Genomic DNA, 26264 nt, shown 5'->3' with positions numbered 1-26264 from the left:
AGAGAGGATAATATGGAAGGAAAAGAAGAACTTATTCGCAGTATCGTCCGTCCCTTCATCGCCGTCTTCCTGATTGTCATCTGGGGCGTTCTGGTGGTGACGGTCACCCTGGACGGCGGGAATGCCATGGAGACCATACCCAGGGAGCTCACCGTCTCGGCGCTCTCCTATATCAGCTTCTATAGCTATATCCGATCGCGGGAGAAAAACTCTATGCCGGCGGGTGAATCACGGTGAGAACACTGTCGGCGACCCTTCTGGCAGCACAGCAGTCAGCCAGCGTTGGCCCTCTGGTCAGAATTACCCTCACCCGCGGCGTTGCCGAGGTCGTCCTGGGGACGGCCCTCATCCTCTCTATTAAGCACACCGAGGATCCCTATACCCATAAAGCGGAGGCCGTTCTGGACAACAGCAGCGGCGTCTTTACCGGCAACGATTATAAAGGCTGGCAGGCCGTTATCGCCTACGGCGCCGTTACACCCGCCGGAGATGAGTACTCTGACTGCGCTCCGTTATGGGTGGTCGGCCAGGAGCTATGCTCTGCCCGTGGCGAGCTGGTCTGCCGGCTCGCCATGTCCGGCGTCCCCGATATGCTTGCCGAGGACCGGGCCTCGGCAGCGTACCTGCCCGCCGATAGCGACGTAAAGACGGTCAGGGATATCATCCGCGAAATTCTGGGCGATAGCGGGGTGACCATGCTCGCCTGCTTCAGTTCCTGCCGCAGGTACGACGTCGTCTTCGATAGCGAGGACAGCCTTATCGGCAGCTACTGTCCCCGGGACGGCTTCCGGGTCTACATGAACGGCTCCCGCCTATCGGCCTTGAAGCGCCTGCTCGACTACACCCGCTGTGTGATGCGCTATGGCGGGGACGGTAAAGTCCATATCCTCGAGCCGGTCACCGGCGGTGAGACCTATGACTACGAGTACTCTCTGAGCGGCGGGCATGCCTTCTTCTCCGCGGCGCATCGCAGCAGCCTGGTTATTCCCAACTATGTCGTCGCCAGGTCCCATCCCGGCGACAGCCCGCAGTACTCCGGCTGTGCCGGCGACAGCGAGAGCATCAACGCCTTCCGGGAGATGCGCTATCAGAAATATGCCTGTCTTGACAGCAACGACCAGGCGGAGGCTGTTGCCGCGGCACTCCTCGCCCGGTTCCGCCTCGAGGCGCAAAAGGGAGAGGCGGAAGTACCACTGAATTGCGGCGCCGAGCTGTTCGACTACGTCCGGGTTATCGACGAGCGGGGGAGCGACTGCCGGGCCGGCAATATCGGCTCGCTGACCAGGTGGTACTCGCCGGGTAAGTATACGATGGACTTCTCCTTCGGCGGCTGGCTCAGCGTACGGGCGCTGCTCTCGCGCCTCGAGGTCTTGAGCGATATCGGCCTCGATTTCTATCGCCTTGGGGTCAAGAACCTTTATGCCGAGCGTATCCAGGCCGGGGATATCGACGTCGCTGAGCTTTCCGCCATCTCGGCCGACATCGGCACCGTTACCGCGGGCTTGATTGAGGGAGTCACCTTCCGTGTCTACGGCGACAGGCTTGAGGTCTATAAGTCGGACGGGGTGACCTTGCGGGGCTACCTCGAGGGTGTTGTCGGCGGCGTTGCTCTGCGCTCCGTGGACGGCGGCGATGTTACCCTGGACTCTTCCGACGATGTCAACCTCGATCCCGCCGCCGGCAGCACGGTCAGGGTCAATCAGAGTATGCGAATGAACAGCGGCTGTGCTATCGAGGCGGTCGGGGACCTCGAGCTTGATCCGGACGGCCTTGACGTTATTCCGGCGGCAGCCTCCTGCGACCTGGGCAACGCCTCATACTACTGGGATGATATCGAGTACTCCGATCTGGTCGACCGGACGCCGTCCACCTATTTTGTTGCCGACGCCCTGGCCAAGCTGAAAGCACTTACCACCCATACCGCGGTAAAGAAGCGCAAGGGGCACCCGGATAGAATCATCGAGACCTTTGAGCGGGATAGCCTGCCCTCCGAGGTGATTGTGCCGGTCACGCAGTATGACCGGGACCGGGCGGCCGCCATACACAGTACCCGGCTGACGCGCCTCCAGGACCTTCGTAGTGCCGGGCACAGGTGTCAGGCCAAGCTGGCCGACCCTTCCTTTGCCGGGGACAGGCATAAGCTTGACATAAAGCTTAAGGAGATTAACGACTCTATCCTCAGGGTGGAGGAGAGGACCGCCCCGGTGATTCAGCCCCAGCCGGGCATCAGCATGAATGCTACCATCGGGTGGATTATCTCGGCGTTAAGAGAGTTGACGGCAAGGGTAGAGGCATTAGAGGCCAGGCTGCCGTAGCCGCCCGGAACTTATGCGGTGTGTTTCAGTTAGGTTGAGTTCAGCAGGGCTTCTACCGGGCGGCACCGATCAGGTCGGTGATGTCTGACAGTCCTTCCCTGGCCATAAATCCCTCTATTCCTTCCAGAACGCTGAAGGGGGCTTGCGGGTCGCTCAGGCTGGCTGTGCCTACCTGGACGGCGCTGGCTCCTGCTATCAGGAACTCGAGGGCGTCGTTAGCAGTAGTGATGCCGCCGCAACCGACCACCGGTATCTCTACGGCGCCGGCTACCTCGTAGACCATGTATAGCGCCACCGGTTTCACCGCCGGCCCGGACAGGCCGCCGCTGATATTGCCCAGCAGGGGCTTGCGCCGGGGAATGTCGATTGCCATCCCCTTGATGGTATTGATCAGGGATATGGCGTCGGCCCCGGCCCGGGCCACCGCCGTTGCTACTCCGATAATATCTCCGGTATTCGGGGTCAGCTTGACCAGCACCGGCAGAGAGGTGGCTGCTTTGACTGCGGCGGTTATCCTGGCGGCTGATTCGGGAGTGCCGCCGAACTCGGCGCCACCCGCCTTAACGTTGGGGCAGCTGATGTTTACTTCCAGGGCGCTGATGCCGGCTATCCCACTCATCAGGCCGGCCAGACGGGCATATTCGTCGACGGTCTCTCCGGCGATGTTGACGATGACCGGCACCTGCCAGCCTGCCCAGACCGGTGCTTTATCTCTGATCAGGGCCTCGGCGCCGATATTCTGCAGCCCGATGGCGTTGAGTACCCCGCAGGCGGTCTCGGCTATTCTGGGTTGTGGATTACCATCCCTGGGTTCTAAAGTAGTTCCCTTGCTGACAATGGCGCCCAGACTCTGTATATCGAACAGGGAGCTGTATTCTGTGCCGTAGCCGAAGGTACCCGAGGCCGTCATGACCGGGTTGGCCAGCAACAGGCCGGTCGGGTGCCGGGGTGCTAATTCAACGGAAAGATTCGTAGGCACCTCCTTAAGGCAGCTTAATAACGGTACCGGCCGTATTGAAGAAGAACCGCTTGCCGAACTCCTGTGCCATAGTAGCGGCGGCGGGCAGGCCGGTGCAGTGACATACGCCCAGCCTCTCAACACCCATTTCCTGCAGGGCGTTTACGGTCAGCCGCACCCGTTCCCGGGGGGCGTTGCTCAGGTGGCAGCCGCCCAGTACCGCGTGTAGTTTCTTCACTCCGGTGAGCTGTTGAGCATGGTAGATGGTATTGATGATGCCGCGGTGGGCGCAGCCCAGGATGACAACCAGGCCTGCCCCGGTCTGCAGAATCAGGGCCTGGTCGTCGAGAAGCTGGTCCGCCTGAAAACCGTCCGTCCCCTTTACCTGCAGGTCGGGAGGGATGTCCTCAAAATCGGTTACCATGGGGATTTCGCCGCTGGTCATTATGGCGTCGGTTATTCTGGTTGGTCCCTTCTCTTCCTTAAAGCAGGCTCCCAGGCTTTCCAGCTCATCCCGCTGGTAGGGGATACCGATGTAGCGGTCGGCACGGCCCGGGCGGCGGGCGTATTTTGCCGCCCATACATCGGGGTGGGCGATTATTTCTATCCTTTTTTTCATCCTGGCTAAGACCGGGCGCAGGCCACCGGTATGGTCGTAATGACCGTGGCTCAGAATGACCTTATCGATTTTGCCGAGGTCAACGCCGAGGACATCGGCATTGTGGACGGCTGAGATGCTTTGACCGCAGTCGAGGAGCAGTTTTAATCCTGCGGACTCTATCAGGATACTTAAACCCCATTCACCGAGGAAATTACCCGCACCGGCGGTATTCTCACTGAGGGTCATAATCCGGATTTCCATGCCGCACCTCGTTGGACGTAGTCCCTAGATTATATGTCATGTATGCCGGTGTGGCAACTGCTTTCCGGTGTGCAGTAGTATTTAATCGGCACTGACGGTGGTTGAGCCCCGGTTGATTCTGGTGTAGACTGGGTAATCGGATATTGAGCGGAGGTGCCTCTGATGAAGATTTTGGTAGTGTATGATTCGGTCTACGGTAATACGGAGAAAATCGCCAGAGCTATCGCCGGCGCTGTTACGCCGCCCGACCAAATCGAGGTGTTGCGGGCAGGTGAGGCCGGTCTGCTGTCGTTGGAATCCGCTAATATTCTCATCGTCGGTTCGCCGACCCATGGTGGCAGGCCGGTGCAGGCCGTCAAAGAATTCCTGAACCGGATACCCGCAGGTGCACTGGAGAATGTCGCGGTGACCTCATTCGATACCAGGATGTCCGGGCAAGATAAGGGCGTTGGTATACGTATGCTGACCAAGGTTTTCGGCTATGCCGCCGGGCGCATCGCGGACGGTTTAAAAGCTAAGGGTGGTCGTCTGGTGGTGGAACCGGGCGGTTTCATAGTAGAGGATAGGGATGGTCCCCTAAAGCAGGGGGAGCTGGAGCGGGCTGCTGACTGGTTGAAGTCAATTATCGCAGCCGCGAAATGAGAATATTCAGGAATTGGAAAGGTGGTAACGATGAAGAGTACTATGATTGTTACCGACACGCTGTCATCAATTACTCCGGAATTAGCAGGAGAATATGATGTCCTTGTGGTGCCTTACCATCTTATCATGGATGGTGAGGACTACCTGGATAATACCTATGATAGAGACCTCCTTTTTACTCGTCTTGAGTCTTACCATAATCTGCCCACCACATCGGCAAGCACTACCGGCGACATATTACAGGCCTATAAGGGGGCAAGTCAGAGGTCAAAGAACGTCTTGTTCATTGCCATCTCTTCAGCGATTTCGGCAAGCTATAATGCGGCGCTTCGGGCCAGAGAGATAGCTAAAGAAGAGTTGCACGGCGTTAATATTGAGGTTGTCGATTGTCAAACTGCCATTTGCGGTCAGTTGCTGATTGTCCTGGCCGCAGCCAGAGCAGCTCGTGAGGAGAAAAGCCTGTCTGAGATTATTGATATCGCCCATCAGGTGATCGGGCTAGTCACCTACTTGACGGTACCCGAGACTATGTTCTTCTTTGAGAGGGCAGGAAGAGCGGGTGCGGAAGCCCCTATAACTAAGGCTCCATTGACAATATATCCTGTTGTGGAGATAGACAGCACCTCCGGAGGGGCACCCCGGTTCATAACCAAAAACAGGACCAAGGCAAGGGCGCTGGAGAGAATGCTGGAGATGGTGAACGAGAAGATCGGCAATAAGAAGTTAAATGCCGCTATCAGCTACACCAATAATCCCGGTGAGGCAGAAGAACTGAAGAAGAAGCTGCTCTCCTGCTTCGAGGTCAGCGGGCAAGTCCATATTACGCCGCACTCGACGGCAGCCTGTGTCGTGGCCGGGCCAGGTACATTATCGCTGGCTTTCTATCCCGGGGATTAGGAAAGACGGGTACCCTGTAGCTGGCAACACAATGAGGAAAGAGCGCTGCAGATGCTTGCCTTATTTTGCGGCTATACGGAATTATCTTGGCCGGATCAGCGTCGCCCTAACCGCCGGAACAGGAAGACCAGCCCGGTGACGACCGCGGCGATAATCGCGATACCGGCCCCTCCCCAGGTGGTAGGTGTGTGCACGCTGACTCTGAGCAGCACCCTGTCGTAGGCGCTGTCGCTGCCTGAAGCGGTTAGCGTAACACTGTAGTCGCCGGCAATCGTCCTGTTGGGTGGAATGATGTTTACCTCAACATCTTCCGACTCCCCGGGTTCCAGAGACGCTATGCTGGTGGGGCTGAAGTTGATACCCCACCCCTGTGCCTTATCCGAGGTGAAGCTGATGTCTTCGATGGTTCCTGTCCCGGAGTTGGTCAGCTTGACGGTGAAGGTATTATTCTCGCCGGCCTTGGCTACGGTATCAAGTCTTCCGGTAGTGGTAACCAGGTTCAGTTCATGGGTGGATGGTATCTCGGTCACTAATGCCGTGAGCTCGATGGTGTCCTCTATGTCCCCCGAGGATGCTCCGATGGTGAGGATGTGCTCTCCCGGTTCCGGTTCAGTATTCGGCAGGGGGCTGAGGCTAACCTTTAATCTGTCCGGGTAAGACATGTTAGGTTTTAACTGTATTGCTCTTACCCCCTCACCCTTGCCGCCGTATTGTCTGGTTATTTTGGTCTGCCATCCCTCGGGGTCGATATTGGTGATGTTGAAAATCTTTTCCTCTTCTGCCTCGTCATCGGTCTCGTAATCGAAAATGACAATAAAATCAAAGCTGTCACCGGACTCACCGCGTATTACCGGGTACTCCGAAATAAGATTAAGTCTTTGGGCTGGCAGGGGTTCGTCTACACCGGGGGGCAGTGTAATAGAGCTATTGTCGCTTTCCTGGGCGGCGAGGGCTGTCGGCACCCCGCCCGGGCCGCCAAACATCCCAAGTAGAGCGATACAGGAAAGAAAGCAAAATCCTCTGAACCACTTCATTGATTTTCTTCTCCTTCGTTGACCGAGTTTCCTTTCTGAGTTCAGGAATTCCCCGGCTAATAAGAGCGGCAGGGAAAACAGGCCGATGTCAGGATGCCTGACGGTTCTTGATAAACTCCGGCCCGAAAACTCAGTAGTAAGTAGTATATCCCGTAGCGTGGAATAAATCAAGTCTCGCTGTCTATTCCTATGAACGTATTAACGGGGAAAGACGGAGGTTGAGCGGTGGTGTAAAAGGGGCTATAATCGGAATAATTGCCGGGGCTGAGTCTTCTAATTAGGGAAAGCTGATGCAGTATATTGGCGTTGACATCGTTGAAATAGCTCGTATCGAAGGTGCCATAGCCCGCTGGGGTGAGTTGTTTCTCCACCGTATCTATACCGATGCCGAGCTTGAGTGTTACCGCAAGCGTTCCCCATCTCTGGCGGCTCGTTTTGCTGCCAAGGAAGCGATAATAAAAGCGCTGGGCGGACTTAATGGCGGTGCCTTCAGGGAGATTGAAGTACTATCCGACCCGCTGGGTAAACCGGTAGTCCGGCTTCACGGGCAAATACAGAAACGGGCCGATAGTCTGAATCTGAGCGGTTTTGCCCTTAGCCTCTCTCACTGCCGGGAGTATGCGGTTGCCTTTGCCGTTGCTCAGGTGGAATAGCGGTTCTGAGTTGAAAAACAGTATATCCCGCCGGTTGTGAGGAGATAGGGAATAATGAGTACGGCCAAAAGGGTACTGATAGGATTCTTGAGCTTCTTGCTCTTCCTGTCTTTGTCCGGTTTCGGCCTGGTTTTCACGGCAAATCGTACCGTTCTCAATCCCGCTTTCGTTGTCTCGCATCTGGATCGACTGGATGTGACATCACTGTCCCGGGACCTGCTTCTGGAGCAGGTCCCTCCCGAGATCACATCCATAGTTTCCCCTCAGTCTATCGAAGGGCTTCTTGACGATGTTACGACGGACCTTGAACCATGGCTAAGAGAGCAGGCTGGTCTGGCGGTCTATGCCGGCTATGATTATCTTCTGGGGAGGAGTGAGAACCTGGTGGTAGTGATTGAGTTGGAGACGGCGAAGACTATTTTGAGGGATAGCCTGTGGCAGTACTTTGCCGGATCACCGCCGCTGGGTCTTGATATACTGTCACCCGCCGATCTGGAGAGCCTTTTTAATGAATTCTATGATGATATATCCCGGCAGATGCCGGCGGCTCTTGAGATTAATGAAGGTACGATAAGTAAGATAGGTCCGGATATACTGCCGCTTCTTGAACAGGCGAGGCGATATGCCGGTTATCTGCAGATAGCCTTTGGCGTCCTGATCGGTGCTACCGCTGCCCTGGTAGCGGGGATTATCCTGCTCACTCGGCGGGTGAAGGGGGCTACCCTTTGGCTGGGGATACCGTTCTTGATCTGTGGAATCTTTGCCTATGTGAGCACTTTTCTCTTTAATCGTGTTGCCGGCTTATTGGCGGCACAGCTTAGCCTGCCGGTTCAGGTTCATAACTGGTTGCCGCGCCTTTTCAATGACTCTTTAGCCCCGCTTAAAGTGTATGGCGTTGTTATGATGGCGGTGGGAGCGGCCCTGCTTATTGTCTTTGTTGTTTACCGGAGGCGCCAGTCTTCCGGATATTATGACTAGAGTGAGACACGGGGTGGATACAGGGGAATGGTTTAAGTTCGGCGTTGCGGATGATTACTGTTTTGGCACCGGCCCCGTTATTTAGGTAGCATTCGTTGATTCTGTACGGGGTCAGTGATAGAATTATATCGGTTTTGCAGAGCTGCTAGGAGGTTGCTAAGATGTCCGGCCATTCTAAGTGGTCTTCCATCAAGCATCAGAAGGGGGTAACTGATGCCAGACGGGGTAAGCTTTTCACCAAATTGGCACGTGAGATTATCGTTGCCGTGCGGGAGGGGGGTAGTAATCAGGAGACGAATTTCCGGCTGCGTCTGGCGGTACAGAGGGCTCGCGATAGCAGTATGCCCCTGGATAATATTGAGCGGGCGATTAAGCGGGGCAGCGGCACTTTAGAGGGAGCGGCCCTGGTGGAGATGGTCCTGGAAGGCTACGGTCCGGGGGGCACCGCTATTATGGTGCAGGCGCTGACGGATAACCGTAACCGAACCCTGCAGGCTGTGCGCAATATTTTCACGCGTGGCGGGGGCAATCTCGGTGAGAATGGTTGTGTTGCCTGGATATTTTCTCTGAAGGGGCTTATCATTGTGAATGCGGATAATGTGGATGCTGATGCGCTGGCTCTTGAGGCTATTGATGCCGGTGCCGATGACGTTAAGACAGAGAATGGCAGCGTTGAGATCTATACCAGCCCCGAGCAGCTAGAAGCGATCAGGGCGGCACTGGAGGCGAAGAATATAACGGTTGCTTCAGCGGAACAGAGTCTGGTACCCAGCACTACCGTTGAGCTGGATGAGAAGTCGGCTCTTCAGACGCTGAAGATGCTGGATAAGCTCGAGGAGTTAGATGAGGTGCAGCAGGTCTACAGTAACGCCGATTTTCCCGATGCTGTTTTGGAGAGTTACCAGCCCTAACATCGGTAGTCGGTATCCTGCCTGTTGATTTCGGGTTTGTGGTGATAGTTTTAGGTATTGATCCGGGTACGGTGGCGATGGGTTACGGAATTGTTGAGAGCAGAAACGAGGAAGTAGCTCTGGTTGACTATGGTGTTCTGAACTGTCCGGCTCATTCTTCGATCGGGGAGCGCCTGAGCCTTCTCTATCACGGCCTGGAGCAGATTATTTCGCGCTACCATCCTGAGGCTGTTGCTGTTGAGCAGCCCTTCGTCGCCAAGAACGTAAAATCAGCGTTTGCTATCGGCAGGGCTCAGGCAGTGGCTATTCTGGTTGCGGCCAACCGTGGCATCGCAGCCTGCGAATATACTCCGGCTCAGGTCAAACAGAGGGTGGCTAATTACGGGGCCAGTTCCAAGGAGCAGATTCAGGAAATGGTTCGTCTTCAACTCGGTCTACCGGAGATACCCTGGCCATCCGATGCTGCCGATGCCCTGGCGGTAGCCCTCTGTCACCTCGGTGAGGTGCATCTGACGAACCTGTTGGGAGACCAGTAATGAGGGAGGGGTGATGATAGCCAGTCTTCACGGCATATTAGAGTCGATCAGTGGCGATAGTGTGGTGCTGAATGTCGGCGGGATAGGTTTTCGGGTATACCTGCCGTCTTCAACCTTAAGCGTACTGGGTAATATCGGTGACGAGGTCAGTCTGAATACCCATCTCCATCTCAGGGAGGATAATGTCACCCTCTATGGATTCGCTTCGGCTGATGAGTTGAGGTTCTTTCAAACCCTGCTCGGCGTCAAGGGGTTGGGTCCCCGGCTGGCGCTGGCGATGCTTTCCGCGATGCGCTTGGAACAGTTGACGATGGCTGTGGCTACCGGCAGTACCGAATTGCTGACGTCAATTCCCGGTATTGGCAGGAAGGTGGCTGACCGCCTTATCCTGGAACTTAAGGATAAAGTGGCTGCTGGCCTGGTGACTGCTCCTATGGTGCAGTCGGCCGATGATAATACCGATGTCCTCTCCGTATTAGTATCTTTGGGCTATTCCGCCTCCGAAGCCAGCCGTGCCGTAGCCAGCCTGCCGATGTCTTCCGGGCTAAGCCTTGAGGAGAAGATCAAGCAGGCGCTGGGATATTTCGCCGGTAAGTAGTTGGTTGGGGTGATTGTTTCAGGAGATATATCCTTGATTTTACGCTTGCGGAAGTGCTATAATTGCGTATAAATCCGGATAATAATTAATCAGTGAGGAGTATCAATGAGAAAGAGTCGTTTTATGGTAGTAACCCTGGCGGTTATATCGGCAGGTATTTTGAGTCTGCCCCTCATGTCGTGCAGCAGTGAGGTAAGTTTTACCACTGCCAAGCTTTCCGAGGTAACCATGGCCCGGAGTATCGATTCATCTACCTTTAAACCGGTCCAGGCTACGGATACCTTCAGCATTGATACGCCGGAGATATTCTTGTCGGCCAAGTTCTCCAATGCCCCGTCGGAGACTGAGATTACTGCGGAATGGATTTACGTGGAAGGTGAGGTTGAGGGCATGACGGATTTTCTGATCGATACCGTATCGGTTGAGGTTTCCGGGACTGATTACCTCTACTTCTCTATGCCTATGCCTTCAGAAGGCTGGCCGCGTGGACAGTATGCGGTCAAACTCTATATCGATGGTAAGGCAGCCGAAACAGCTACATTTACCGTGCAGTAGCCGGACATCCGCATAAGTATTTTCTGATTTATACCGCCCGTTCCGTGGTGTGATTCTAGTTCCGGAGCGGGCGGTAGTCATCTTGTAGCAACGTTCCGCTGTGTCGCTCTCTCCACCCTAAACCGGTCACGGAAATCAGGTTGCCTGCTCCTCCTATCTTTTCCAGGTTTCTCCCCGAGATGTCACCGACACCCGGCGCATCACAAGCATCAAGGTCAACCAGAACGAAAGTAGTAGGCACCTCAGGTTCGTATCGAGATTCAACTGGTTCTTTTGTGTGATTGAAAGTCACTCGAAAGAGGGTTAGACTTAATGCGTAGACCAAGGGATTGTCTTGAGGAAGGCCGTCCTCGGTCATATGCTGGCAGTCCGGTGCCTATAAGTATTGCCTGAGGGTGTGTTGGTGCTATTGTTGTTGAGCGCGAGTAAGGAGAGCGGGCTGATATGATTTCTCTTCGCGGATTGTTCGATAGAATGTGTTCCCCGGTTTTGTCTGATGGGGATAAGGCTGTCGTCCTGTGTTCGGATGAAGATCTGGATATCGAAAAAGAAGCAGCTAACGGATCTAGTCTGGGTCGAGAAGCTGACAGACTGGTGGATGAGCTGATCAAGATTGGCTGTAAAGCAGGCTTTCTGGCCTCTGAACCTGGCGACGGGTTCGACCGTAACGGTTGCAGTATAAGAGTCAGGCAGATTGGCCAGCGGCTCAATGAGATAGGTGGATTGAGGTTGATGAAAATAGCCTGGTGGAGGGTCAGGTTTGCCCTTAGCCCCGGTCCCGCCAGCAGGGACCTGGGTATGGCCTGGGACCTGATCGGAGACTGGAGGGGTTAGATTGTTCCGGGTGCTGTCCGGTCTCCTTGTCTTTTCGCGTAGTATCCATGGTATTCAGCCGGCAGCAGCTCGGCGATGTGCTCCATAATTTCATCGGATAGTTCTTTGAGATGTTCTTTATCTGATATTCCTTCCGGTGCGGATAAGCGGAAAGGGCGCCCGATATGAACTGCCACTCGCGGCCGGTGAAACATTACCCATGGGAAACCCTTCTCGGCAACCTGCATGCCGATAATGCCGGTGGGGAGAATAGGAACATTATTGTACAGGGCTATTAATGCCGGTCCCGAAAAGGCAGGCTGCAGTTGTGCATTTTTGCTGCGGCTGCCCTCGGGAAACATGAATATGGCCAGCCCGTTGTCGAGGGCCTGGTGAATCTGTTTCAGGGCCGTCCGGTTTGCGGCTCCCCGCCTTACCGGGATAGCACCGAATGCCTCCATCAAGAATCTTTTTACCCTGTTGCGGAACAGCTCCTCCTTGGCCATGAATATCATCTCGCGTTTGATGGCGATGGTTAACAGGTACTGGTCGGCATAGCTGAGGTGGTTGGCGACAACTATTAATGGGCCGTGCTGGGGAACATTTTCTCTTCCCTGCACCTTGTGGCGTGAAAAAAGAAAGAATAAAAAATTGAATAAAAAAACGGAAGCGCTTCTTACTATGCGATGAATAATGTCTTGACGCAATGTTTGCCCCGGTACCCGATTATTAAGATGCGTGTGATCGCTGGCAAATTATACCCTGCTGTGTGGAGTAAAAACAAATGGCATCGCCGGAAGGGTAGTCCTTGATTGAAGCGGCCATAACAAAAAGATATACTATTCCGGGAGTATTTTAGGGAATGGCTGATTATGTCTCAGTTTGAAATAGTCTCTGATTTTGGGCCTATGGGTGACCAGCTGCAGGCCATAGACCGGCTGGTGGCAGGGCTGAATAAGGGTTTTCAGCATCAGACATTACTGGGGGTTACCGGCAGCGGGAAGACCTTCACCATGGCTAATGTTATTCAGCGGGTAAACAGACCGGCCCTGGTTATTAGTCACAACAAGACACTGGCGGCTCAACTCTATACTGAGTTCAAGGAGTTCTTTCCGAATAATGCGGTGGAGTATTTCGTCAGCTATTATGATTATTATCAGCCGGAAGCCTATCTCCCCCGTACCGATACCTATATTGAGAAAGATGCTGATGTAAACGAAGAGATTGATAAGCTGCGCCATGCGGCGACCCGTGCCCTCTTCGAGCACCGCGATGTGATCATAGTGGCTTCGGTGTCCTGTATCTATGGCTTAGGTGAACCGGAAGAATACCACAGCTTTGTCTGCAGTCTGGAGCGAGGCGGTAGTTACCGTAGGGAAAGACTACTCCGGCAGCTGGTGGACATGCAGTACCAACGTAATGATATCGATTTCACCCGGGGCAAGTTTCGTATTCGCGGCGATACCCTGGAGATTCAACCGGCTTATGAGGAACTGGCGCTGCGGGTGGAGTTCTTTGGCGACGAGGTGGAACGTATTGTGGAGATAGAGCCGCTGACCGGTGAGGTGCTGGCCGAATTAAATTCGGTAAATATCTACCCTGCCAAGCACTTTGTTACCTCACGCGATAAGCTGACCAGGGCTATCGAAGATATCCAGCGGGAACTGTCGGAAAGGCTGGATGAGTTAAAGCGTCAGGGGAAGATGCTGGAAGCCGCCCGACTGCAGGCACGGACCAACTATGATTTGGAGATGCTCAGGGAGGCCGGATATTGTACCGGAGCGGAGAACTACTCCCGTCACCTGTCCGGACGTCCTGCCGGGAGCCCTCCCTGGACTCTACTGGACTATTTTCCCGCTGACTTCCTGATGTTTATCGACGAGTCCCATATGACACTGCCTCAAATCCGCGGTATGTACAGCGGTGACCGCTCTCGCAAGGAGACGCTGGTCGAGTATGGTTTCCGTCTGCCTTCTGCTCTGGATAACCGCCCGCTTAACTTCGACGAGTTCGGGGAGCGTATTAACCAGGTTATTTATACCTCGGCGACGCCTTCGGATTACGAGTACCGGTGCAGTCAGCAAATAGTAGAGCAGATAATCAGGCCGACCGGTCTTCTTGAACCTACGGTTGAGGTCAAGCCGACCCGTGGGCAGATTGATGACCTTCTCGATCGGATTAAGGATCGGGTTGACAGGGGCGAGCGCTGTCTGGTGACTACCCTGACCAAACGAATGGCGGAAGAACTGGCGGATTATCTTGTGGAGACGGGGATCAAGACCCACTATCTTCATTCCGAGATTGATACCCTGGAGAGGGTTAACATACTGCGTGATCTTCGCCTCGGAGTCTATGATGTGATAGTCGGCATCAACCTGCTCCGGGAGGGGCTTGATCTGCCCGAGGTGAGTCTGGTGGCTATTCTGGATGCCGATAAGGAGGGTTACCTGCGTTCTGAAGGGTCGTTAATTCAGACGATGGGTCGTGCCTCACGTCATATCGATGGTCATGTCATAATGTATGCTGATGTTATCACCGGATCTATGGCGAGGGCAATCAATGAGACACAACGCCGCCGCCGGATTCAGGAGGACTATAACCGGGAGCATGGTATTACCCCGCAGGGGATAAGGAAGGCTATCAAGGATATTACGGAACGGGTGCGGAAGGTAGCGGAAAACCACACCCCGTATCTGGCTGCTCCTGTTGCTAAAGAGGATGTCACCCGTTTGATTAAAGAACTGGAAGCACAGATGAAGACGGCTGCCCGAAATCTGGAGTTCGAAAAAGCGGCTCTGCTGCGTGATCGTATTATTGATCTGAGGAAGGAATAGGACCGGCTAGATGGCGGAAATTACGGATGGTGGTACCAGGCAGGAGCGCCGCGAGAAACGCTTGAAGAAGAAGCGGTCACGGATGCTCCTGCACGGGCGGAGCCTGGTTAGAGTATACCGGGATGCTATCCTCAAGCGGTTAAAGGTGAAGCGAAAAGGTTGAAAAGGGCTGAGGTATTTCTCTATCCATGTTGTCAGACTTGTCCTTCGGAATAGGTATCACTCTCTCCAAGTTGCTCCATGATGCGGGCTGCCCGTGGGTAGCCGATGTGCAGCTTGCGCTGTAGAAAAGAGGTGGAGATGTGTTTGTGTTCCTCCAGCAGTTGTCTGGCGGTATCCAGTAGAACGTCCTGGGGAAAGTCCCCCTTGCCCGCGGTAGTGGATGGTGCGGTAAGGTCGGTGATCTGCAGCGATGAGGGGGTCTCTTCTTTATGCTGACTGCCCCAGAAATAGACCAGCCTCTCTGTCTCGGCGTCGGAGACATAGCACCCCTGCAGCCGTTTGGGCTTAGCTGCCTCGGTAGGCATATAGAGCATATCGCCTCTACCCAGCAGCTTCTCGGCACCGGTGATATCGAGGATGGTTCGCGAGTCCACCTGTGACGTTACGGCAAAACTGATGCGGGTGGGGAAATTAGCCTTAATCAGGCCGGTGACCACATCCACCGATGGGCGCTGGGTAGCCACGACAAGGTGGATGCCGGTAGCTCGAGCTAGTTGGGCCAGCCGGCAGATGATGTGCTCGACCTCATCAAAGCCGGCCATCATCAGGTCGGCCAACTCATCGATCACCAGTACGATATAGGGGAGCTTTTCATCTCCCTCTTTGTTTTTATTGTAAGCCTCGATGTTACGGGCGCTGGAGGTTGCCATTTTCTGGTAGCGCTTGTCCATCTCCTGATTGAGCCAGCGTAGTGCGCCGACGGCTTTATTGGTGTCAACTATGACCGGAGTCGCCAAATGAGGGATGCTGTTAAACGGTGTTAGCTCTACACGTTTGGGGTCAATCATGATGAAGCGGACATTGTTCGGTGAGTTATGGAGTAACAAACAGCAAATGGTAGCATTCAAGCAGACGGTCTTACCGCTTCCGGTGGCTCCGGCAATAAGAAGGTGCGGCATTTTGGTCAGGTCGGCGACCACTGCTTCGCCTCCGGCGCCTTTACCCAGCGCTAGAGTAAGTCTGGACTTGGCGATAAGCTTTTGAAAGCCGCTGGTCTCGATTACTCCTCTCAGGTTGACCATACCCATCGTGGTATTAGGTACTTCGATGCCGACTACCGGCTTACCCGGTACCGGTGCTTCAATCCTGATACTTGGTGCCGCTAGTGCCAGGGCCAGGTCATTAGCCAGGGCTGTGATTCTATCAACCTTGATCCTGGTCCGGGATACCTCCTCCAGTCTGACGGTGATATTGCCGTCTTTATCCCGTTCCTTGATTTCCTTCATTTTCCTATCCCACCCCGGTTCCAGACCGAACTGGGTAACCGTTGGTCCGGTGTTTATCTGGACCACCTTAGCCTCCACCCCGTAGCTGGCAAGGGCCTCTTCGATAAGTCCCGCCCTCTGAGTATTATCGGACTGCCCGAATTCGATTTCCGTAGCCCGGTCCAGGATATCAATTGGCGGCAGTCGCCAGCCGTTGTCAGTAGCCAGTGACGGTGATTCCCCGTACCTTTTCCATACTTCCTGGGCTACCTGTCGCAGATCCTCATGGGCCTGACCGGGGGTAGTGCTTGATACCGGGGCCGGATTCTGTACCGGAGGTGGAGTTGCCGCTGATATTGGGGCAGCCTGGCTTACCGCGGGCTGCTCTTCAGTTGTTATCTGTGGTGTTGTCGTTATCACCGGTGGTGTTGGCGGTGGGACCGCTGGCAGCGGCTTCGGTTGTCTCTGGAACTGCCTGTGGGCCCATGAAGCGGCTCTTCTGAATGCGTCTGCGAAGGCTTTCGGAGCTACCAAAACAATCCCGGCAAGGACCAGACCGATGATGCGGGGAATTCCGATGAAGTTCGAGGGGTATCCGATGAGGTGTTGCCCGATACTGCCGCCCAGTGCGGAAAAAGCTAGTAATCCCCAGATGGCCATAGTGAAGGCAATACCGCCCAGCCATTGGCGGAACCGCACCAGGATAGGTGAGCTTCTCCGCAGCCATAGCACTATCCCCAGGATTATCAGGGCGATGATGAGCAGGAGCAGCCCCCAGCCGAAGAGGTTCCAGGTACTGTCCCTGATATCAATCGCCCACGCGGTCAGGTTGGACCACTGCCAGTACAGTACCCCTACGATCGAGGCGATCAGGATGACTCGCCAGGCCACACCCCAGGTGGTAAAGCGGGTGTTTCCCTTGGCTGGCTGCCTTCCCCCGGTTTTTGCCCTCTGTTTACCTATGGTTTTTGACTTTCTCTTTGCCATGTAGTCTCATGTGGGAATGGTACTTAGCGTTAGACCTTCACCATAAAGGGGAGTATCATTGGCCGGCGCTTGGTCCGCTCATAATAGAATCTATTCAGTGTGTCCCTGATCTTGTCGTTGACCAGGCTCCACTCGGTCGGCTGCTTACCGCTGTGATCCAGGGTTTGGGCCACCAGATCACGACTTTCTTCCAGCATGTCCTTTGACTCTCTGGTGTCGACAAAACCACGTGATACGATGTCAGGACGACCTACCAGTTTCCCGGTCTGCTTGTTAATGGCAATAATTACTACCACTATGCCATCTCTGGATAGCATTCTTCTGTTGCGCAGGACAATGCTGCCGATATCACCGACACTTAGGCCGTCGACATAGACATTACCCGAAGTAACCCTGCCTGTTTTCTTGCCTGATTGCTGGCTAAGCTCAAGGATATCTCCATCTTCAAGGACAAAGATGTTGTCCTTGGGAATACCTATTGATTGAGCCAGCTTAGAGTGAAGGCTCAGGTGGCGGTATTCGCCGTGGATGGGCATAAAGAACTTTGGCTTGACCAGATTCAGGATCAGCTTCAGCTCCTCTTGACTGGCATGTCCGTGAACATGCACCTGCTCTAATTTGCTGTAGATTACCTGGGCGCCTTGCTTGAAGAGATTGTCTACGGTTCTGTTGATTAATGACTCATTGCCGGGGATTGGTGTTGCTGAGATGACTACCGTATCGCCACGGAGGATGTGAACCTGGCGATGGGCGCGGTTAGCCATGCGGACCAGGGCGGAAGTAGGTTCTCCCTGGCTTCCGGTGGTGACAAAGACGATTTTGTTGCGGGGCATACCCTTAAGTTCATCTATCCGGGCCAGCACTCCCTCGCTATCGCTGAGATAGCCTAGCTTCAGAGCCATCTGTACGGTATTGCTCATACTGCGTCCGACAATAAAGACACGGCGCTTGTGCTTGGCTGCGGCATCAATAACCTGCTGGATACGGGAGACCAGCGAGGAAAAGGTGGTTATGACCACTCTTCCCGGTGCGTTGGCCATAACGTGGTCCAGGGTTTCACCGACTACCCTTTCTGATGGAGTGTAGCCGGGCAGTTCGGCATAGGTAGAGTCGGCGAGAAGGAGGAGGACTCCCTGTGCTCCCAGCTGGGCCAGCCGGGAGAGGTCGGTTGGCTTGCCGCTGACCGGAGTATAATCAACCTTAAAATCTCCGCTATGTACTATGGTTCCGATCGGCGTGTTTATGATTAGGCCTACCGCGTCGGGTATACTGTGGCAAACCGGGAAGAATTCTATCCTGAATTTACCCAGGCTGAAACTTTTTCCCGTAGCAATTGTCTCCAGCTTGGCCCCGTCCAGTGCCTTGCGTTCTTTGAGCTTGACCGAGATAAGCCCCTGGGTAAGTTTGGTGGCATAAACGGGTACGTTCAACTGGGGAAGGATATAGGGTAAAGCGCCGGTATGGTCGTCGTGCCCATGGGTGATGATGATACCTCTAACCTTGTCCTTTTTCTCCAGCAGGTAGCTTATATCGGGGATTACCAGGTCGATGCCCAACATTTCCTCTGCGGGGAACATAAAACCGGCGTCAATGACGATGATGTCATTACCGTGTTCTATCATCATCATGTTCTTGCCGATCTCACTCAGTCCGCCGAGGGGGATTATCTTTAGTATTGGCTTAGTCAATGTTGTGGACCTCAAACATACTCAGCTGTTCCGGGTGTCTGACTGATTCGCTGACATTTTCGACCCTGGTCAGTAATGATGGTATCTTGAGCATGTCGGCTTGTATCGTCTGACGCAGGCTCTGCTGATGAAGGGCGGCGGCGGGGTGATACATTGCGTAGTAGATGACGCTGTCTTTCTTGAGAGCAGTGCCGTGAATTTTTCCGATGCTCTTGCCGGGGAAATACATCGCCATTGAATAGCGCCCCAGGGTTACGATCATCTTGGGGCGGATTAGCTCGATCTGGCGGTCCAGCCAGCTACGGCAGGCCTGTATTTCAAGGGGCAGCGGGTCGCGATTACCCGGGGGGCGGCACTTGACCACGTTGGTGATATAGACCTGGTCACGACGCAGGTTGATAGAGGAGATTAGCTCATCGAGAAATAGCCCGGCCGGTCCGACAAAGGGGAGTCCTTGCTGATCTTCATGCCAGCCCGGCGCCTCGCCGATAAACATAATATCCGCTTGCTCCATACCGCTGCCGGGGACTACTTTGGTTCGGTTTTTTGCTAATACCTGACACCTCTGGCAGGTACTGATTTCTTGGCAGAGCTCGCTTAGTGCTGACATCCTTTTTTCTTTTAAGTTACCAGACAGGGAATTTCCCTGTAACCTTTTTAGTTATGATGATAGCATGGGTAATAGGGCAAGTCAATTATACCGCCTGCTAAACCAGGCATTTTACCTTTTGCTGATTAACCGTTAAAATATAGTGCTGGGGAGGGGGCTGTAGGGTAAAAACAGGGAGGGAAGATGAGTTTCTTAGTTCGGACTGATCCGGAAATTAGTCGTGTTATCGGTATGGAAGCAAAGCGGCAGAAGGAGACGATCAACCTGATCGCCTCCGAGAACTATGCCAGCCGGGCCGTGCTCGAAGCCCAGGGTTCATTTTTAACCAATAAGTATGCTGAGGGCTACTGCCACAAACGCTATTACGGTGGCTGCGAGAATATGGATGCTGTGGAGGGCCTGGCTATTGAGCGGGCCAAAGCGCTCTTTCATGCTGACCACGCCAATGTCCAGCCGCACAGCGGGGCTCAGGCGAATATGGCAGTCTACTACGCCCTGCTTGACTATGGTGATACTGTCATGGGTATGAGCCTGGCGCATGGCGGGCATCTTACCCATGGCTCTAAGGCGAGCTTTTCCGGGCGGCTGTACCGGTTTGTCCCTTACGGGGTTAACCGCGAGACGGAAAGGATAGATTATCAGGAGCTGGAGAGTCTTGCCCTGGAGCACCGTCCCAAATTGATCGTGGCCGGTGCCAGTGCTTATACTCGAGTCATTGATTTCGAGCGTTTCCGCTACATTGCCGACCGGGTGGGTGCCAGGCTGATGGTTGATATGGCTCATATCGCCGGTATGGTGGCGGTGGGGCTGCATCCAAGCCCGGTGCCCTACGCTGATGTGATAACCTCAACCACTCACAAGACACTGCGCGGACCTCGAGGGGGGTTCATTTTGTGCCGTAGTGAACTGGCCCCGGCGATAGATGCGGCAGTTTTCCCTGAAATGCAGGGCGGTCCGCTGATGCATGTTATTGCTGCCAAGGCGGTAGGGTTTTGGGAAGCGATGCAACCTGCCTTTGCCGATTATCAACGTGCCCTGCTGGATAATGCGCTCACTCTGGCCGATGAGCTGCAAAAGCGGAAGCTGCATTTGGTATCCGGTGGCACGGATAACCATATGGTGTTGGTTAATCTCGGCGGGATTGGTGTCACCGGTAGAGCGGCTCAAGAGGCACTGGGGATGGTCGGTATTGTGGTTAACCGCAACGGGGTCCCCTTTGATCCTTATCCCCCTAGTATCACCAGCGGTATCAGGTTGGGTACGCCGGCGGTAACATCCCGTGGCTTTGGTAGGGAGGAAATAAGAAAGATCGCCTCATTGATATTTAAGGTAATCACTAATATCGGGAATAGTGATATCCCGGATCAGGTAGGCCGGGAGGTCAGCCAGATATGCGAGCGTTTTCCGGTGCCGGGTATTGATGATTGATATCTGAAAACTGAAGAGTTCAGCGAGTAACAACGCTATAGTTTCACGGATGGTCTTAGGAGGTAGTACTCAATGGATGAAATAAAGGTGTTTACCGGTAATGCTCATCCTGCACTGGCTCAGTCGGTTGCTGGTTATCTCAATATACCTCTCGGTCAGTGCGAGGTTTTTGAGTTTAGTAACGAGAATACGTTTGTCCGTATTCTGGAAAATGTACGCCAGCGGGATGTCTTTGTTATCCAGCCATTGTCGTCTCCGGTCAACAAGAGTCTGGTTGAGTTGCTGATTATGATTGATGCCCTGAAGCGGGCCTCTGCCGAGCGTATTACGGCGGTGGTTCCCTATTACGGCTATGGTCGTACCGATAAGAAGGATCAACCGAGGGTGCCGATAACAGCCCGGTTGGTGGCTGACCTGCTTACCGTAGCCGGTGCTAATCGTTTGCTGACCGTGGATTTACATGCGCCCCAGATTCAGGGTTTTTTTAATATTCCGGTTGATGAACTGACCGCACTTTACCTGCTGGCCCGTTACTTCGAAGAGAAGGACATTAACGGTCGTGACCTGGTGGTGGTGGCTACCGATATCGGGATTTCCAAGCGTGCCCGGGACCTGGCGGCAAAGCTCAAGGCGCCTCTGGCAATTGTGGAAAAGAGGCGTGTCGGTAATGATGATAAGGCTGAGACGCTGAATGTTATCGGTGAGGTGGAGTCGAGGATAGCGCTTACCGTAGACGATGAAATAGACACTGCCGGTTCTCTGGTGGGTGTCGTTGGCGCACTTATGGACCGTGGTGCCAGGGAGGTGTATTCCTGCTGCACTCATCCGGTACTTTCCGGTTCGGCGATAGAGAGGATAGCCTCCTGTTACGTGAAGGAGGTAGTGGTTACTGATACTATCCCGGTTGCCGATGAGAAAAAGCTGGCTAAGATTACCGTTTTGCCGATAGCGCCTCTACTCGGTGAAGCGATACAACGTATTCATACCGGGATGTCGATAGGAGCCATGTTTGAGCAGCAGTGAAAAAATGGTAGAGGTTTACCGGGCTAGTGGAGAGATGCAGGCCAGGGTTATCCAGGGTTTGCTGGAAAGCTATGGGATACCCTGCCTGCTGAAGTCGGATGCGGCTAGTTCCGTGCATGCCTTTACCGTTGACGGGATGGGTGAAGTCAGAGTTATGGTCTGGGAATCGATGCTCGACGAAGCGGAGAAATTGATTCAGGGGAAGGATAATGGTTAAATTCTTTACTCGATTTACCGATTCCAACGAGAAACAGTTAAAACGTTTGCAGCCGGTAGTGGATAGGATAAATGAGCTGGAACCCGGGTTTGAGGGTCTCAGTGATCCCGAGCTTCGTGCTAAGACCGCGGAGTTTAAGGCCCGGCTCAAAGACGGCGTTTCGCTCGACGATCTTTTGCCCGAAGCCTTTGCCGCTGTTCGTGAGGCGGCTAAGAGGACTATCGGCCAGCGTCACTATGATGTGCAACTCATTGGAGGCATTGTTCTGCATCAGGGTAAGATTGCCGAGATGAGAACGGGTGAAGGTAAAACACTGGTGGCTACTCTTCCTCTCTATTTGAATTCACTCGGCGGCCAGGGCTGTCACCTGGCTACGGTTAACGATTACCTGGCGAGGCGAGACCCTTACTGGATGGCGCCTGTTTATTCTGCGCTGGGGGTTAGCGTAGCCAGCATCTATCCTCAGCAAAATCCTGATGAATACAGTCCGGCCCGTCTTTATGACCCGGATTTTGATTCCGGAGATCCGCACTGGACCCACTTTAGGCCGGTCCCGCGTGCCGAGGCTTACCGGGCTGATATCACCTACGGTACCAGCAGCGAGTTCGGCTTCGACTACCTGCGGGATAATATGGTCCTGGATCTTTCCCGGTGTGTACAGAGGCATTTTAATTATGTCATCGTTGACGAGGTGGACAACCTCCTCATTGATGAAGCACGAACGCCGCTTATTATCAGCGGTCCGGATGAAGAGGCGGGGCAAAAGTATCATATCTTCGCCGGCATCGCTCCCCGTCTCAGGCGTGATGCTGACTACGAAGTGGATGAGAAGGAACGTCGCATTGATCTGACTGATGCCGGCTATAATAACCTGGAAAGGATGCTGCAGCGCGAGGGACTGTTGAGGGAGGCCAGTTTCTATGATCCGTCTAACGCCGATCTGCACCGCCACTTGAGGAACGCCCTCAGCGCTAAGGAGCTGTATAAGAGGGACCAGCAGTATGTGGTCAAGGACGGTCAGGTGATTATCGTCGATGAATTCACCGGCCGTTTGATGTGGGGCCGCCGTTACGCGGAAGGTCTGCACCAGGCCATCGAAGCTAAAGAACATATCAAGGTTCAGCAGGAGAGCCGGACCTTTGCCACTATTACCATCCAGCACTATTTCAAGATGTATAGCAAGCTGGCCGGGATGACCGGCACCGCGCTTACCGAGGCTGAGGAGTTCTCCAAGATATACAGTCTCGACGTTATCGAGATTCCTACCCACCGGCCGATGATCAGGAAGGATTATGAGGATATCATCTATAAGGATGAAAAGTCCAAGTTCAAGGCAGTGGTGCGTGAAATCGAGGAGCATCATAAGCAAGGGCGTCCGGTGCTGGCGGGTACCGTATCTATCGAAAAGTCGGAAGAGTTGAGTGAAATGCTGAAGCGTAAGGGTATCGTTGCCCAGGTTCTCAATGCCAAGCTTCATGAAAAAGAGGCGGGTATCATTACTGATGCGGGGCGTCCGGGAGCGGTAACCGTGGCTACCAATATGGCCGGGCGTGGTGTCGATATTGTTCTGGGTGGCAAGGAGCCGCCCAGAGAAGATGAGGCTGCGTGGCAGGAGTGGCAGAAGCAGCATGATCAGGTTGTCGAGCTTGGCGGTCTCCATGTTGTCGCTACGGAGCGTCATGAGGCACGGCGTATCGATAATCAGCTCCGCGGCAGAGCCGGCCGTCAGGGCGATCCGGGCAGCTCACGCTTTTATGTTTCTCTGGAGGATGATATTGTCCGTCGTTTCGGCGGCGATCGCGTTAAGGGTCTAATGGAGTGGGCCGGTATGGATGAGGATACTCCTATTGAGAACAGGTTGGTCAACAAGGCTATCGGTGACTCGCAGCGTCGTGTCGAGGGCTATCATTTCGATATGCGTAAGCATCTGGTGGAGTATGACGAGGTGGTCAATCAGCACCGCGAGCTTATTTATAAGGAGCGGCGCAAGATCCTCGGCGATGCCGATCTTCGTGCCAACATAATGTCTATGGTTGGAGAAGAGCTGCGGGCTATGTCGAACAAGAACAGCATCCTGGATAACACTGACAGCATAATCCGGAGGCTGGTGTCCCGCCATTTTGCTGCCGGTACACCCGGGCCGGAACCGAGCGAACTTATCAGGGATGTCTCCGGCCAGCTACCCTTGTCGTCCTGGTTCACCGCTGAAGCTATTTCTCGAATGGGGCAGGAGGATATCGAAAAAGAGCTTATTGAGTATGTTGAATCCTGCTATGAGCGGTGGTCTAAACAGATGGAGAGGGGTGACGAAGTGGATGGCGAGAGCCTGGCGGTGGTGGAGCGGTTTATCATGCCTGCTTTGCTCAGGGAAGTTGCTGCCGTCTTCCCTATTCCCCCCTCGCTTAATGCCGGTGTGCTTGCCCGTACCGGGCCGGGTCTGATCGGGAATGTACTCTCTGAACAGGCCGAGATTGCCTATCAGAAGCTCGAGGGAGAGATAGGGGTGGAGAATATGAGGATGGTGGAGAGGCGGATGATGCTGCATTTCCTGGACCGGTTGTGGATAGAACACCTGACCATGATGGAAGACAAGCGTCGGGAGGCGGGGTGGCAGAGTCTGCGGCAGGTACGTTCGCTGGATGCCTATAAGAACATCGGTTATGAGCAGTTCCAGGACCTGCTTTCTACCATCCGGCACGATGTAGTCCACTCTATTTTCCATGTCACTGTAAACAGGAAGGATGTCCCTCAGCCGTCGACTCCCATGACTAAGGTCGTTCCTACCGGCTCGGGAAAGCAGCCGGTAATGGTCAAAGGTAAGAGGGTAGGCCGTAACGAACCCTGTCCCTGTGGTAGCGGCAAGAAATATAAACACTGCTGCGGAAGGTGAAAAAAGCCGCTCTGGTTTCTACTGGCTACAATGAGTGTGGTAGCCGATGAAGAATAGTGAAATTGCCGGAGTATTTCAGGATATTGCCAGCCTGCTCGAAGCGAAAGGTGAGAATCAGTTCAAGATAAGAGCTTACCAGAGAGTGTCTCGTTCTATCGAGCGCCTGCCGGTAGAACTGGAGCAACTGGTCAATGAGGACAGACTGAAGGAAGTTCCCGGGGTAGGGGATGCGATCACCAGGAAGATTACCGAGGTGATAACCACCGGGCGTCTTGGTTATTATGAGCGGCTGAAGGCTGAGTTTCCCGAAGGAATGATAGCGCTGCTCGGTGTGCCTGGTGTCGGACCCAAAACTGCCATGCGTATCCTCCGCGAGCTTGACATAAAGTCTATAGACGAGATTGAGCTAGCGGTGGCTGACGGGAGATTGGCTTCGCTGCCCCGTATTGGTGATAGGACTGTAGAGAATATTAATCGTCACCTTAAAGAGTTATAAAGAAAAGGCCGCTGTATTTCCGGATGGTTTGGTAGCGTCTGCCAATGAGGACGATGCGGGGGCCTGTATCGTCGGCAGGGTATTACCGAACGTCATCATTTTAGAAGAAGCGGTTGCCTGTTTGAGTAGTTAGGCTGGTTGCGAAGTGGTAGTTTCCTCTAAGCATTTATCATCTTCTCAAATGATTCTCAGCGGTAGCGGTAGCAGCGATGCTGAGGTAATCAGGTTTTTGGCACAGGCGATCAGGGACGGAGAGCACTGGTATATCGCCTTGCTTCGGGCAATCGGCTTGTGGAATACCGCTGAGGAATTTCATAACGGGCATCGTTATTGCTATCTTGTTGCCGGCGAAGCCTTCGATTGGCTTTTGCTTGCCGAGCGTCTCTGCAGTGTGGTGGATCATCTCTTGCCGGATGATGAGAAAACCGCCCTCCTTTTCCACGGGCAGCCCCCGCTGGAACTCACTATCAGGGAATTTAAGTCGTTGATCGGAAGTAGTAAGTATCGTCACTACTTAAACTTCTTTTACGGTATTATTGTGGAGGACGCCTTGTTTCTGGTCGTGCAGGATGAGGTGCGTAAGGAGCAGCGGACCTCGGGCTACAGTAAAGAGGGAGACGTTGTCAATGAGGCCTATCGCCGTGTATACGGGGTGACAAAAGGGGTTTTGTTGAAGCGTTTCCGGACCGAGAAGGGTTATCCCCACCTCAGATCGATCGGCCTCGGTGAACTAAAGGAGTTTACTTACTGGCTTTTCAAGTATCGCTTGAGACAATGCGACAAGGTCCGCATTGCCAGTGATACCCGGAAGGCTCTAAACAGGTTGGCGGCCAATGGTTTCCCCCGGGGACTCAGCGGAAACTGTATTAATAATCAAAATTATTCAAGAGTTCTAATGCCTTAGTGCCTTAA

At 54.0% G+C, this 26264-nt stretch carries 27 protein-coding genes; 19 read left to right on the top strand and 8 right to left on the bottom strand.

Going from position 1 to position 26264, the window contains the following annotated elements; translation table 11 throughout:
* Positions 1–12: 12 nt before the first annotated feature.
* Positions 13–237, top strand: coding sequence for a hypothetical protein (locus PHI12_01780; protein MDD5509531.1), 225 nt, complete (start codon positions 13–15; stop codon positions 235–237).
* Positions 234–2315, top strand: coding sequence for a hypothetical protein (locus PHI12_01775; protein MDD5509530.1), 2082 nt, complete (start codon positions 234–236; stop codon positions 2313–2315). Before PHI12_01780 ends, PHI12_01775 begins: the two co-directional genes overlap by 4 nt.
* Positions 2316–2367: 52 nt before the next feature.
* On the opposite strand, the gene PHI12_01770 is transcribed toward PHI12_01775, so the two are convergent.
* Both PHI12_01770 and PHI12_01765 read right to left on the bottom strand, forming a co-directional pair.
* Positions 2368–3294: a dihydroorotate dehydrogenase gene (locus tag PHI12_01770; protein MDD5509529.1), complete on the bottom strand. Its 927-nt coding sequence runs from the start codon at positions 3292–3294 to the stop codon at positions 2368–2370.
* A 4-nt stretch (positions 3295–3298) separates the two neighbouring features.
* Positions 3299–4135 (bottom strand): MBL fold metallo-hydrolase, encoded by an 837-nt coding sequence (locus tag PHI12_01765; protein MDD5509528.1) that lies wholly within the window; start codon positions 4133–4135, stop codon positions 3299–3301.
* Between the two features lie 162 nt (positions 4136–4297).
* Here PHI12_01765 and PHI12_01760 point away from each other — a divergent pair, with 162 nt between their 5' ends.
* A complete protein-coding gene (locus PHI12_01760) occupies positions 4298–4777 on the top strand; it encodes a flavodoxin family protein (GenBank protein ID MDD5509527.1) in 480 nt (159 codons plus the stop codon).
* 30 nt (positions 4778–4807) lie between these two features.
* Positions 4808–5674, top strand: a complete 867-nt coding sequence (locus tag PHI12_01755) for a DegV family protein (protein ID MDD5509526.1) — start codon at positions 4808–4810, stop codon at positions 5672–5674.
* 95 nt (positions 5675–5769) lie between these two features.
* Here the strand turns inward: PHI12_01755 and PHI12_01750 are convergent, their stop codons facing one another.
* The gene (locus PHI12_01750) at positions 5770–6708 is read right to left on the bottom strand and encodes an NEW3 domain-containing protein (protein MDD5509525.1); all 939 of its coding nucleotides are present in this window, start codon (positions 6706–6708) and stop codon (positions 5770–5772) included.
* Positions 6709–6998: 290 nt separating this feature from the next.
* On the opposite strand from PHI12_01750, the gene acpS reads away from it, so the two are divergent.
* The 6 genes from acpS (at position 6999) to PHI12_01720 (ending at position 10939) form a co-directional block, all read left to right on the top strand.
* Positions 6999–7361, top strand: coding sequence for a holo-ACP synthase (gene acpS, locus PHI12_01745; protein MDD5509524.1), 363 nt, complete (start codon positions 6999–7001; stop codon positions 7359–7361).
* A 54-nt stretch (positions 7362–7415) separates the two neighbouring features.
* Entirely contained in the window at positions 7416–8339 is a 924-nt protein-coding gene (locus PHI12_01740; GenBank protein MDD5509523.1) for a hypothetical protein, read from the top strand.
* A 161-nt stretch (positions 8340–8500) separates the two neighbouring features.
* On the top strand, positions 8501–9250 hold the full coding sequence (locus PHI12_01735) for a YebC/PmpR family DNA-binding transcriptional regulator (protein ID MDD5509522.1): 750 nt from the start codon (positions 8501–8503) through the stop codon (positions 9248–9250).
* 41 nt (positions 9251–9291) lie between these two features.
* On the top strand, positions 9292–9786 hold the full coding sequence (gene ruvC / locus PHI12_01730; GenBank protein MDD5509521.1) for a crossover junction endodeoxyribonuclease RuvC: 495 nt from the start codon (positions 9292–9294) through the stop codon (positions 9784–9786).
* A gap of 13 nt (positions 9787–9799) precedes the next feature.
* Positions 9800–10384 (top strand): Holliday junction branch migration protein RuvA, encoded by a 585-nt coding sequence (gene ruvA, locus PHI12_01725; GenBank protein MDD5509520.1) that lies wholly within the window; start codon positions 9800–9802, stop codon positions 10382–10384.
* Between the two features lie 105 nt (positions 10385–10489).
* The gene (locus tag PHI12_01720) at positions 10490–10939 is read left to right on the top strand and encodes a hypothetical protein (GenBank protein MDD5509519.1); all 450 of its coding nucleotides are present in this window, start codon (positions 10490–10492) and stop codon (positions 10937–10939) included.
* 55 nt (positions 10940–10994) lie between these two features.
* On the opposite strand, the gene PHI12_01715 is transcribed toward PHI12_01720, so the two are convergent.
* Entirely contained in the window at positions 10995–11297 is a 303-nt protein-coding gene (locus PHI12_01715) for a hypothetical protein (GenBank protein MDD5509518.1), read from the bottom strand.
* 86 nt (positions 11298–11383) lie between these two features.
* Between PHI12_01715 and PHI12_01710 the strand changes: the two genes are divergently transcribed.
* On the top strand, positions 11384–11773 hold the full coding sequence (locus tag PHI12_01710; protein MDD5509517.1) for a hypothetical protein: 390 nt from the start codon (positions 11384–11386) through the stop codon (positions 11771–11773).
* Here PHI12_01710 and PHI12_01705 read toward each other — a convergent pair.
* Complete coding sequence (locus PHI12_01705) at positions 11770–12372, bottom strand: lysophospholipid acyltransferase family protein (protein MDD5509516.1); 603 nt, start codon at positions 12370–12372, stop codon at positions 11770–11772. The genes PHI12_01710 and PHI12_01705 overlap by 4 nt on opposite strands.
* Positions 12373–12624: 252 nt before the next feature.
* On the opposite strand from PHI12_01705, the gene uvrB reads away from it, so the two are divergent.
* Both uvrB and PHI12_01695 read left to right on the top strand, forming a co-directional pair.
* Positions 12625–14586 carry an excinuclease ABC subunit UvrB gene (gene uvrB / locus PHI12_01700; protein MDD5509515.1) on the top strand — a complete coding sequence of 654 codons (1962 nt, stop codon included), beginning with the start codon at positions 12625–12627 and terminating at the stop codon, positions 14584–14586.
* Between the two features lie 10 nt (positions 14587–14596).
* Positions 14597–14749, top strand: a complete 153-nt coding sequence (locus tag PHI12_01695) for a hypothetical protein (GenBank protein ID MDD5509514.1) — start codon at positions 14597–14599, stop codon at positions 14747–14749.
* A gap of 31 nt (positions 14750–14780) precedes the next feature.
* On the opposite strand, the gene PHI12_01690 is transcribed toward PHI12_01695, so the two are convergent.
* Genes PHI12_01690 through PHI12_01680 form a run of 3 tightly spaced genes read right to left on the bottom strand, consistent with a single transcriptional unit; the run spans position 14781 to position 19298 of the window.
* Positions 14781–17000, bottom strand: a complete 2220-nt coding sequence (locus tag PHI12_01690; protein ID MDD5509513.1) for a DNA translocase FtsK — start codon at positions 16998–17000, stop codon at positions 14781–14783.
* A 29-nt stretch (positions 17001–17029) separates the two neighbouring features.
* Positions 17030–18688: a ribonuclease J gene (locus PHI12_01685; GenBank protein ID MDD5509512.1), complete on the bottom strand. Its 1659-nt coding sequence runs from the start codon at positions 18686–18688 to the stop codon at positions 17030–17032.
* Complete coding sequence (locus PHI12_01680) at positions 18681–19298, bottom strand: uracil-DNA glycosylase (GenBank protein MDD5509511.1); 618 nt, start codon at positions 19296–19298, stop codon at positions 18681–18683. The genes PHI12_01685 and PHI12_01680 overlap by 8 nt, the downstream gene beginning before the upstream one ends.
* Before the next feature lie 183 nt (positions 19299–19481).
* Between PHI12_01680 and PHI12_01675 the strand changes: the two genes are divergently transcribed.
* The 6 genes from PHI12_01675 to PHI12_01650 all read left to right on the top strand — a co-directional run bounded on the left by PHI12_01675 (position 19482) and on the right by PHI12_01650 (position 26256).
* Positions 19482–20726: a serine hydroxymethyltransferase gene (locus PHI12_01675; GenBank protein MDD5509510.1), complete on the top strand. Its 1245-nt coding sequence runs from the start codon at positions 19482–19484 to the stop codon at positions 20724–20726.
* 72 nt (positions 20727–20798) lie between these two features.
* The gene (locus PHI12_01670) at positions 20799–21749 is read left to right on the top strand and encodes a ribose-phosphate pyrophosphokinase (GenBank protein MDD5509509.1); all 951 of its coding nucleotides are present in this window, start codon (positions 20799–20801) and stop codon (positions 21747–21749) included.
* The gene (locus PHI12_01665; protein MDD5509508.1) at positions 21736–21966 is read left to right on the top strand and encodes a DUF2007 domain-containing protein; all 231 of its coding nucleotides are present in this window, start codon (positions 21736–21738) and stop codon (positions 21964–21966) included. The genes PHI12_01670 and PHI12_01665 overlap by 14 nt, the downstream gene beginning before the upstream one ends.
* Positions 21959–24856, top strand: a complete 2898-nt coding sequence (secA, locus tag PHI12_01660; GenBank protein ID MDD5509507.1) for a preprotein translocase subunit SecA — start codon at positions 21959–21961, stop codon at positions 24854–24856. The genes PHI12_01665 and secA overlap by 8 nt, the downstream gene beginning before the upstream one ends.
* 46 nt (positions 24857–24902) lie before the next feature.
* Complete coding sequence (locus PHI12_01655; protein ID MDD5509506.1) at positions 24903–25352, top strand: helix-hairpin-helix domain-containing protein; 450 nt, start codon at positions 24903–24905, stop codon at positions 25350–25352.
* A gap of 181 nt (positions 25353–25533) precedes the next feature.
* Positions 25534–26256, top strand: a complete 723-nt coding sequence (locus PHI12_01650; GenBank protein ID MDD5509505.1) for a hypothetical protein — start codon at positions 25534–25536, stop codon at positions 26254–26256.
* Positions 26257–26264: the final 8 nt, after the last annotated feature.

The organism is Dehalococcoidales bacterium (assembly GCA_028716225.1).
GTDB lineage: Bacteria > Chloroflexota > Dehalococcoidia > Dehalococcoidales > UBA5760 > UBA5760.
The sequence above is the reverse complement of the archived record's forward strand: the minus strand, read 5'-3'. Positions and strand labels throughout refer to the sequence as shown.

Coding starts and splice junctions, on each gene's coding strand:
- PHI12_01780 (MDD5509531.1), top strand. CDS start 13: ATGGAAGGAAAAGAAGAACTTATTCGCAGTATCGTCCGTCCCTTCATC.
- PHI12_01765 (MDD5509528.1), bottom strand. CDS start 4,135: ATGGAAATCCGGATTATGACCCTCAGTGAGAATACCGCCGGTGCGGGT.
- PHI12_01760 (MDD5509527.1), top strand. CDS start 4,298: ATGAAGATTTTGGTAGTGTATGATTCGGTCTACGGTAATACGGAGAAA.
- PHI12_01755 (MDD5509526.1), top strand. CDS start 4,808: ATGAAGAGTACTATGATTGTTACCGACACGCTGTCATCAATTACTCCG.
- PHI12_01750 (MDD5509525.1), bottom strand. CDS start 6,708: ATGAAGTGGTTCAGAGGATTTTGCTTTCTTTCCTGTATCGCTCTACTT.
- acpS (MDD5509524.1), top strand. CDS start 6,999: ATGCAGTATATTGGCGTTGACATCGTTGAAATAGCTCGTATCGAAGGT.
- PHI12_01740 (MDD5509523.1), top strand. CDS start 7,416: ATGAGTACGGCCAAAAGGGTACTGATAGGATTCTTGAGCTTCTTGCTC.
- PHI12_01735 (MDD5509522.1), top strand. CDS start 8,501: ATGTCCGGCCATTCTAAGTGGTCTTCCATCAAGCATCAGAAGGGGGTA.
- ruvA (MDD5509520.1), top strand. CDS start 9,800: ATGATAGCCAGTCTTCACGGCATATTAGAGTCGATCAGTGGCGATAGT.
- PHI12_01720 (MDD5509519.1), top strand. CDS start 10,490: ATGAGAAAGAGTCGTTTTATGGTAGTAACCCTGGCGGTTATATCGGCA.
- PHI12_01715 (MDD5509518.1), bottom strand. CDS start 11,297: ATGACCGAGGACGGCCTTCCTCAAGACAATCCCTTGGTCTACGCATTA.
- PHI12_01710 (MDD5509517.1), top strand. CDS start 11,384: ATGATTTCTCTTCGCGGATTGTTCGATAGAATGTGTTCCCCGGTTTTG.
- uvrB (MDD5509515.1), top strand. CDS start 12,625: ATGTCTCAGTTTGAAATAGTCTCTGATTTTGGGCCTATGGGTGACCAG.
- PHI12_01695 (MDD5509514.1), top strand. CDS start 14,597: ATGGCGGAAATTACGGATGGTGGTACCAGGCAGGAGCGCCGCGAGAAA.
- PHI12_01690 (MDD5509513.1), bottom strand. CDS start 17,000: ATGGCAAAGAGAAAGTCAAAAACCATAGGTAAACAGAGGGCAAAAACC.
- PHI12_01680 (MDD5509511.1), bottom strand. CDS start 19,298: ATGTCAGCACTAAGCGAGCTCTGCCAAGAAATCAGTACCTGCCAGAGG.
- PHI12_01675 (MDD5509510.1), top strand. CDS start 19,482: ATGAGTTTCTTAGTTCGGACTGATCCGGAAATTAGTCGTGTTATCGGT.
- PHI12_01670 (MDD5509509.1), top strand. CDS start 20,799: ATGGATGAAATAAAGGTGTTTACCGGTAATGCTCATCCTGCACTGGCT.
- secA (MDD5509507.1), top strand. CDS start 21,959: ATGGTTAAATTCTTTACTCGATTTACCGATTCCAACGAGAAACAGTTA.
- PHI12_01655 (MDD5509506.1), top strand. CDS start 24,903: ATGAAGAATAGTGAAATTGCCGGAGTATTTCAGGATATTGCCAGCCTG.
- PHI12_01650 (MDD5509505.1), top strand. CDS start 25,534: ATGATTCTCAGCGGTAGCGGTAGCAGCGATGCTGAGGTAATCAGGTTT.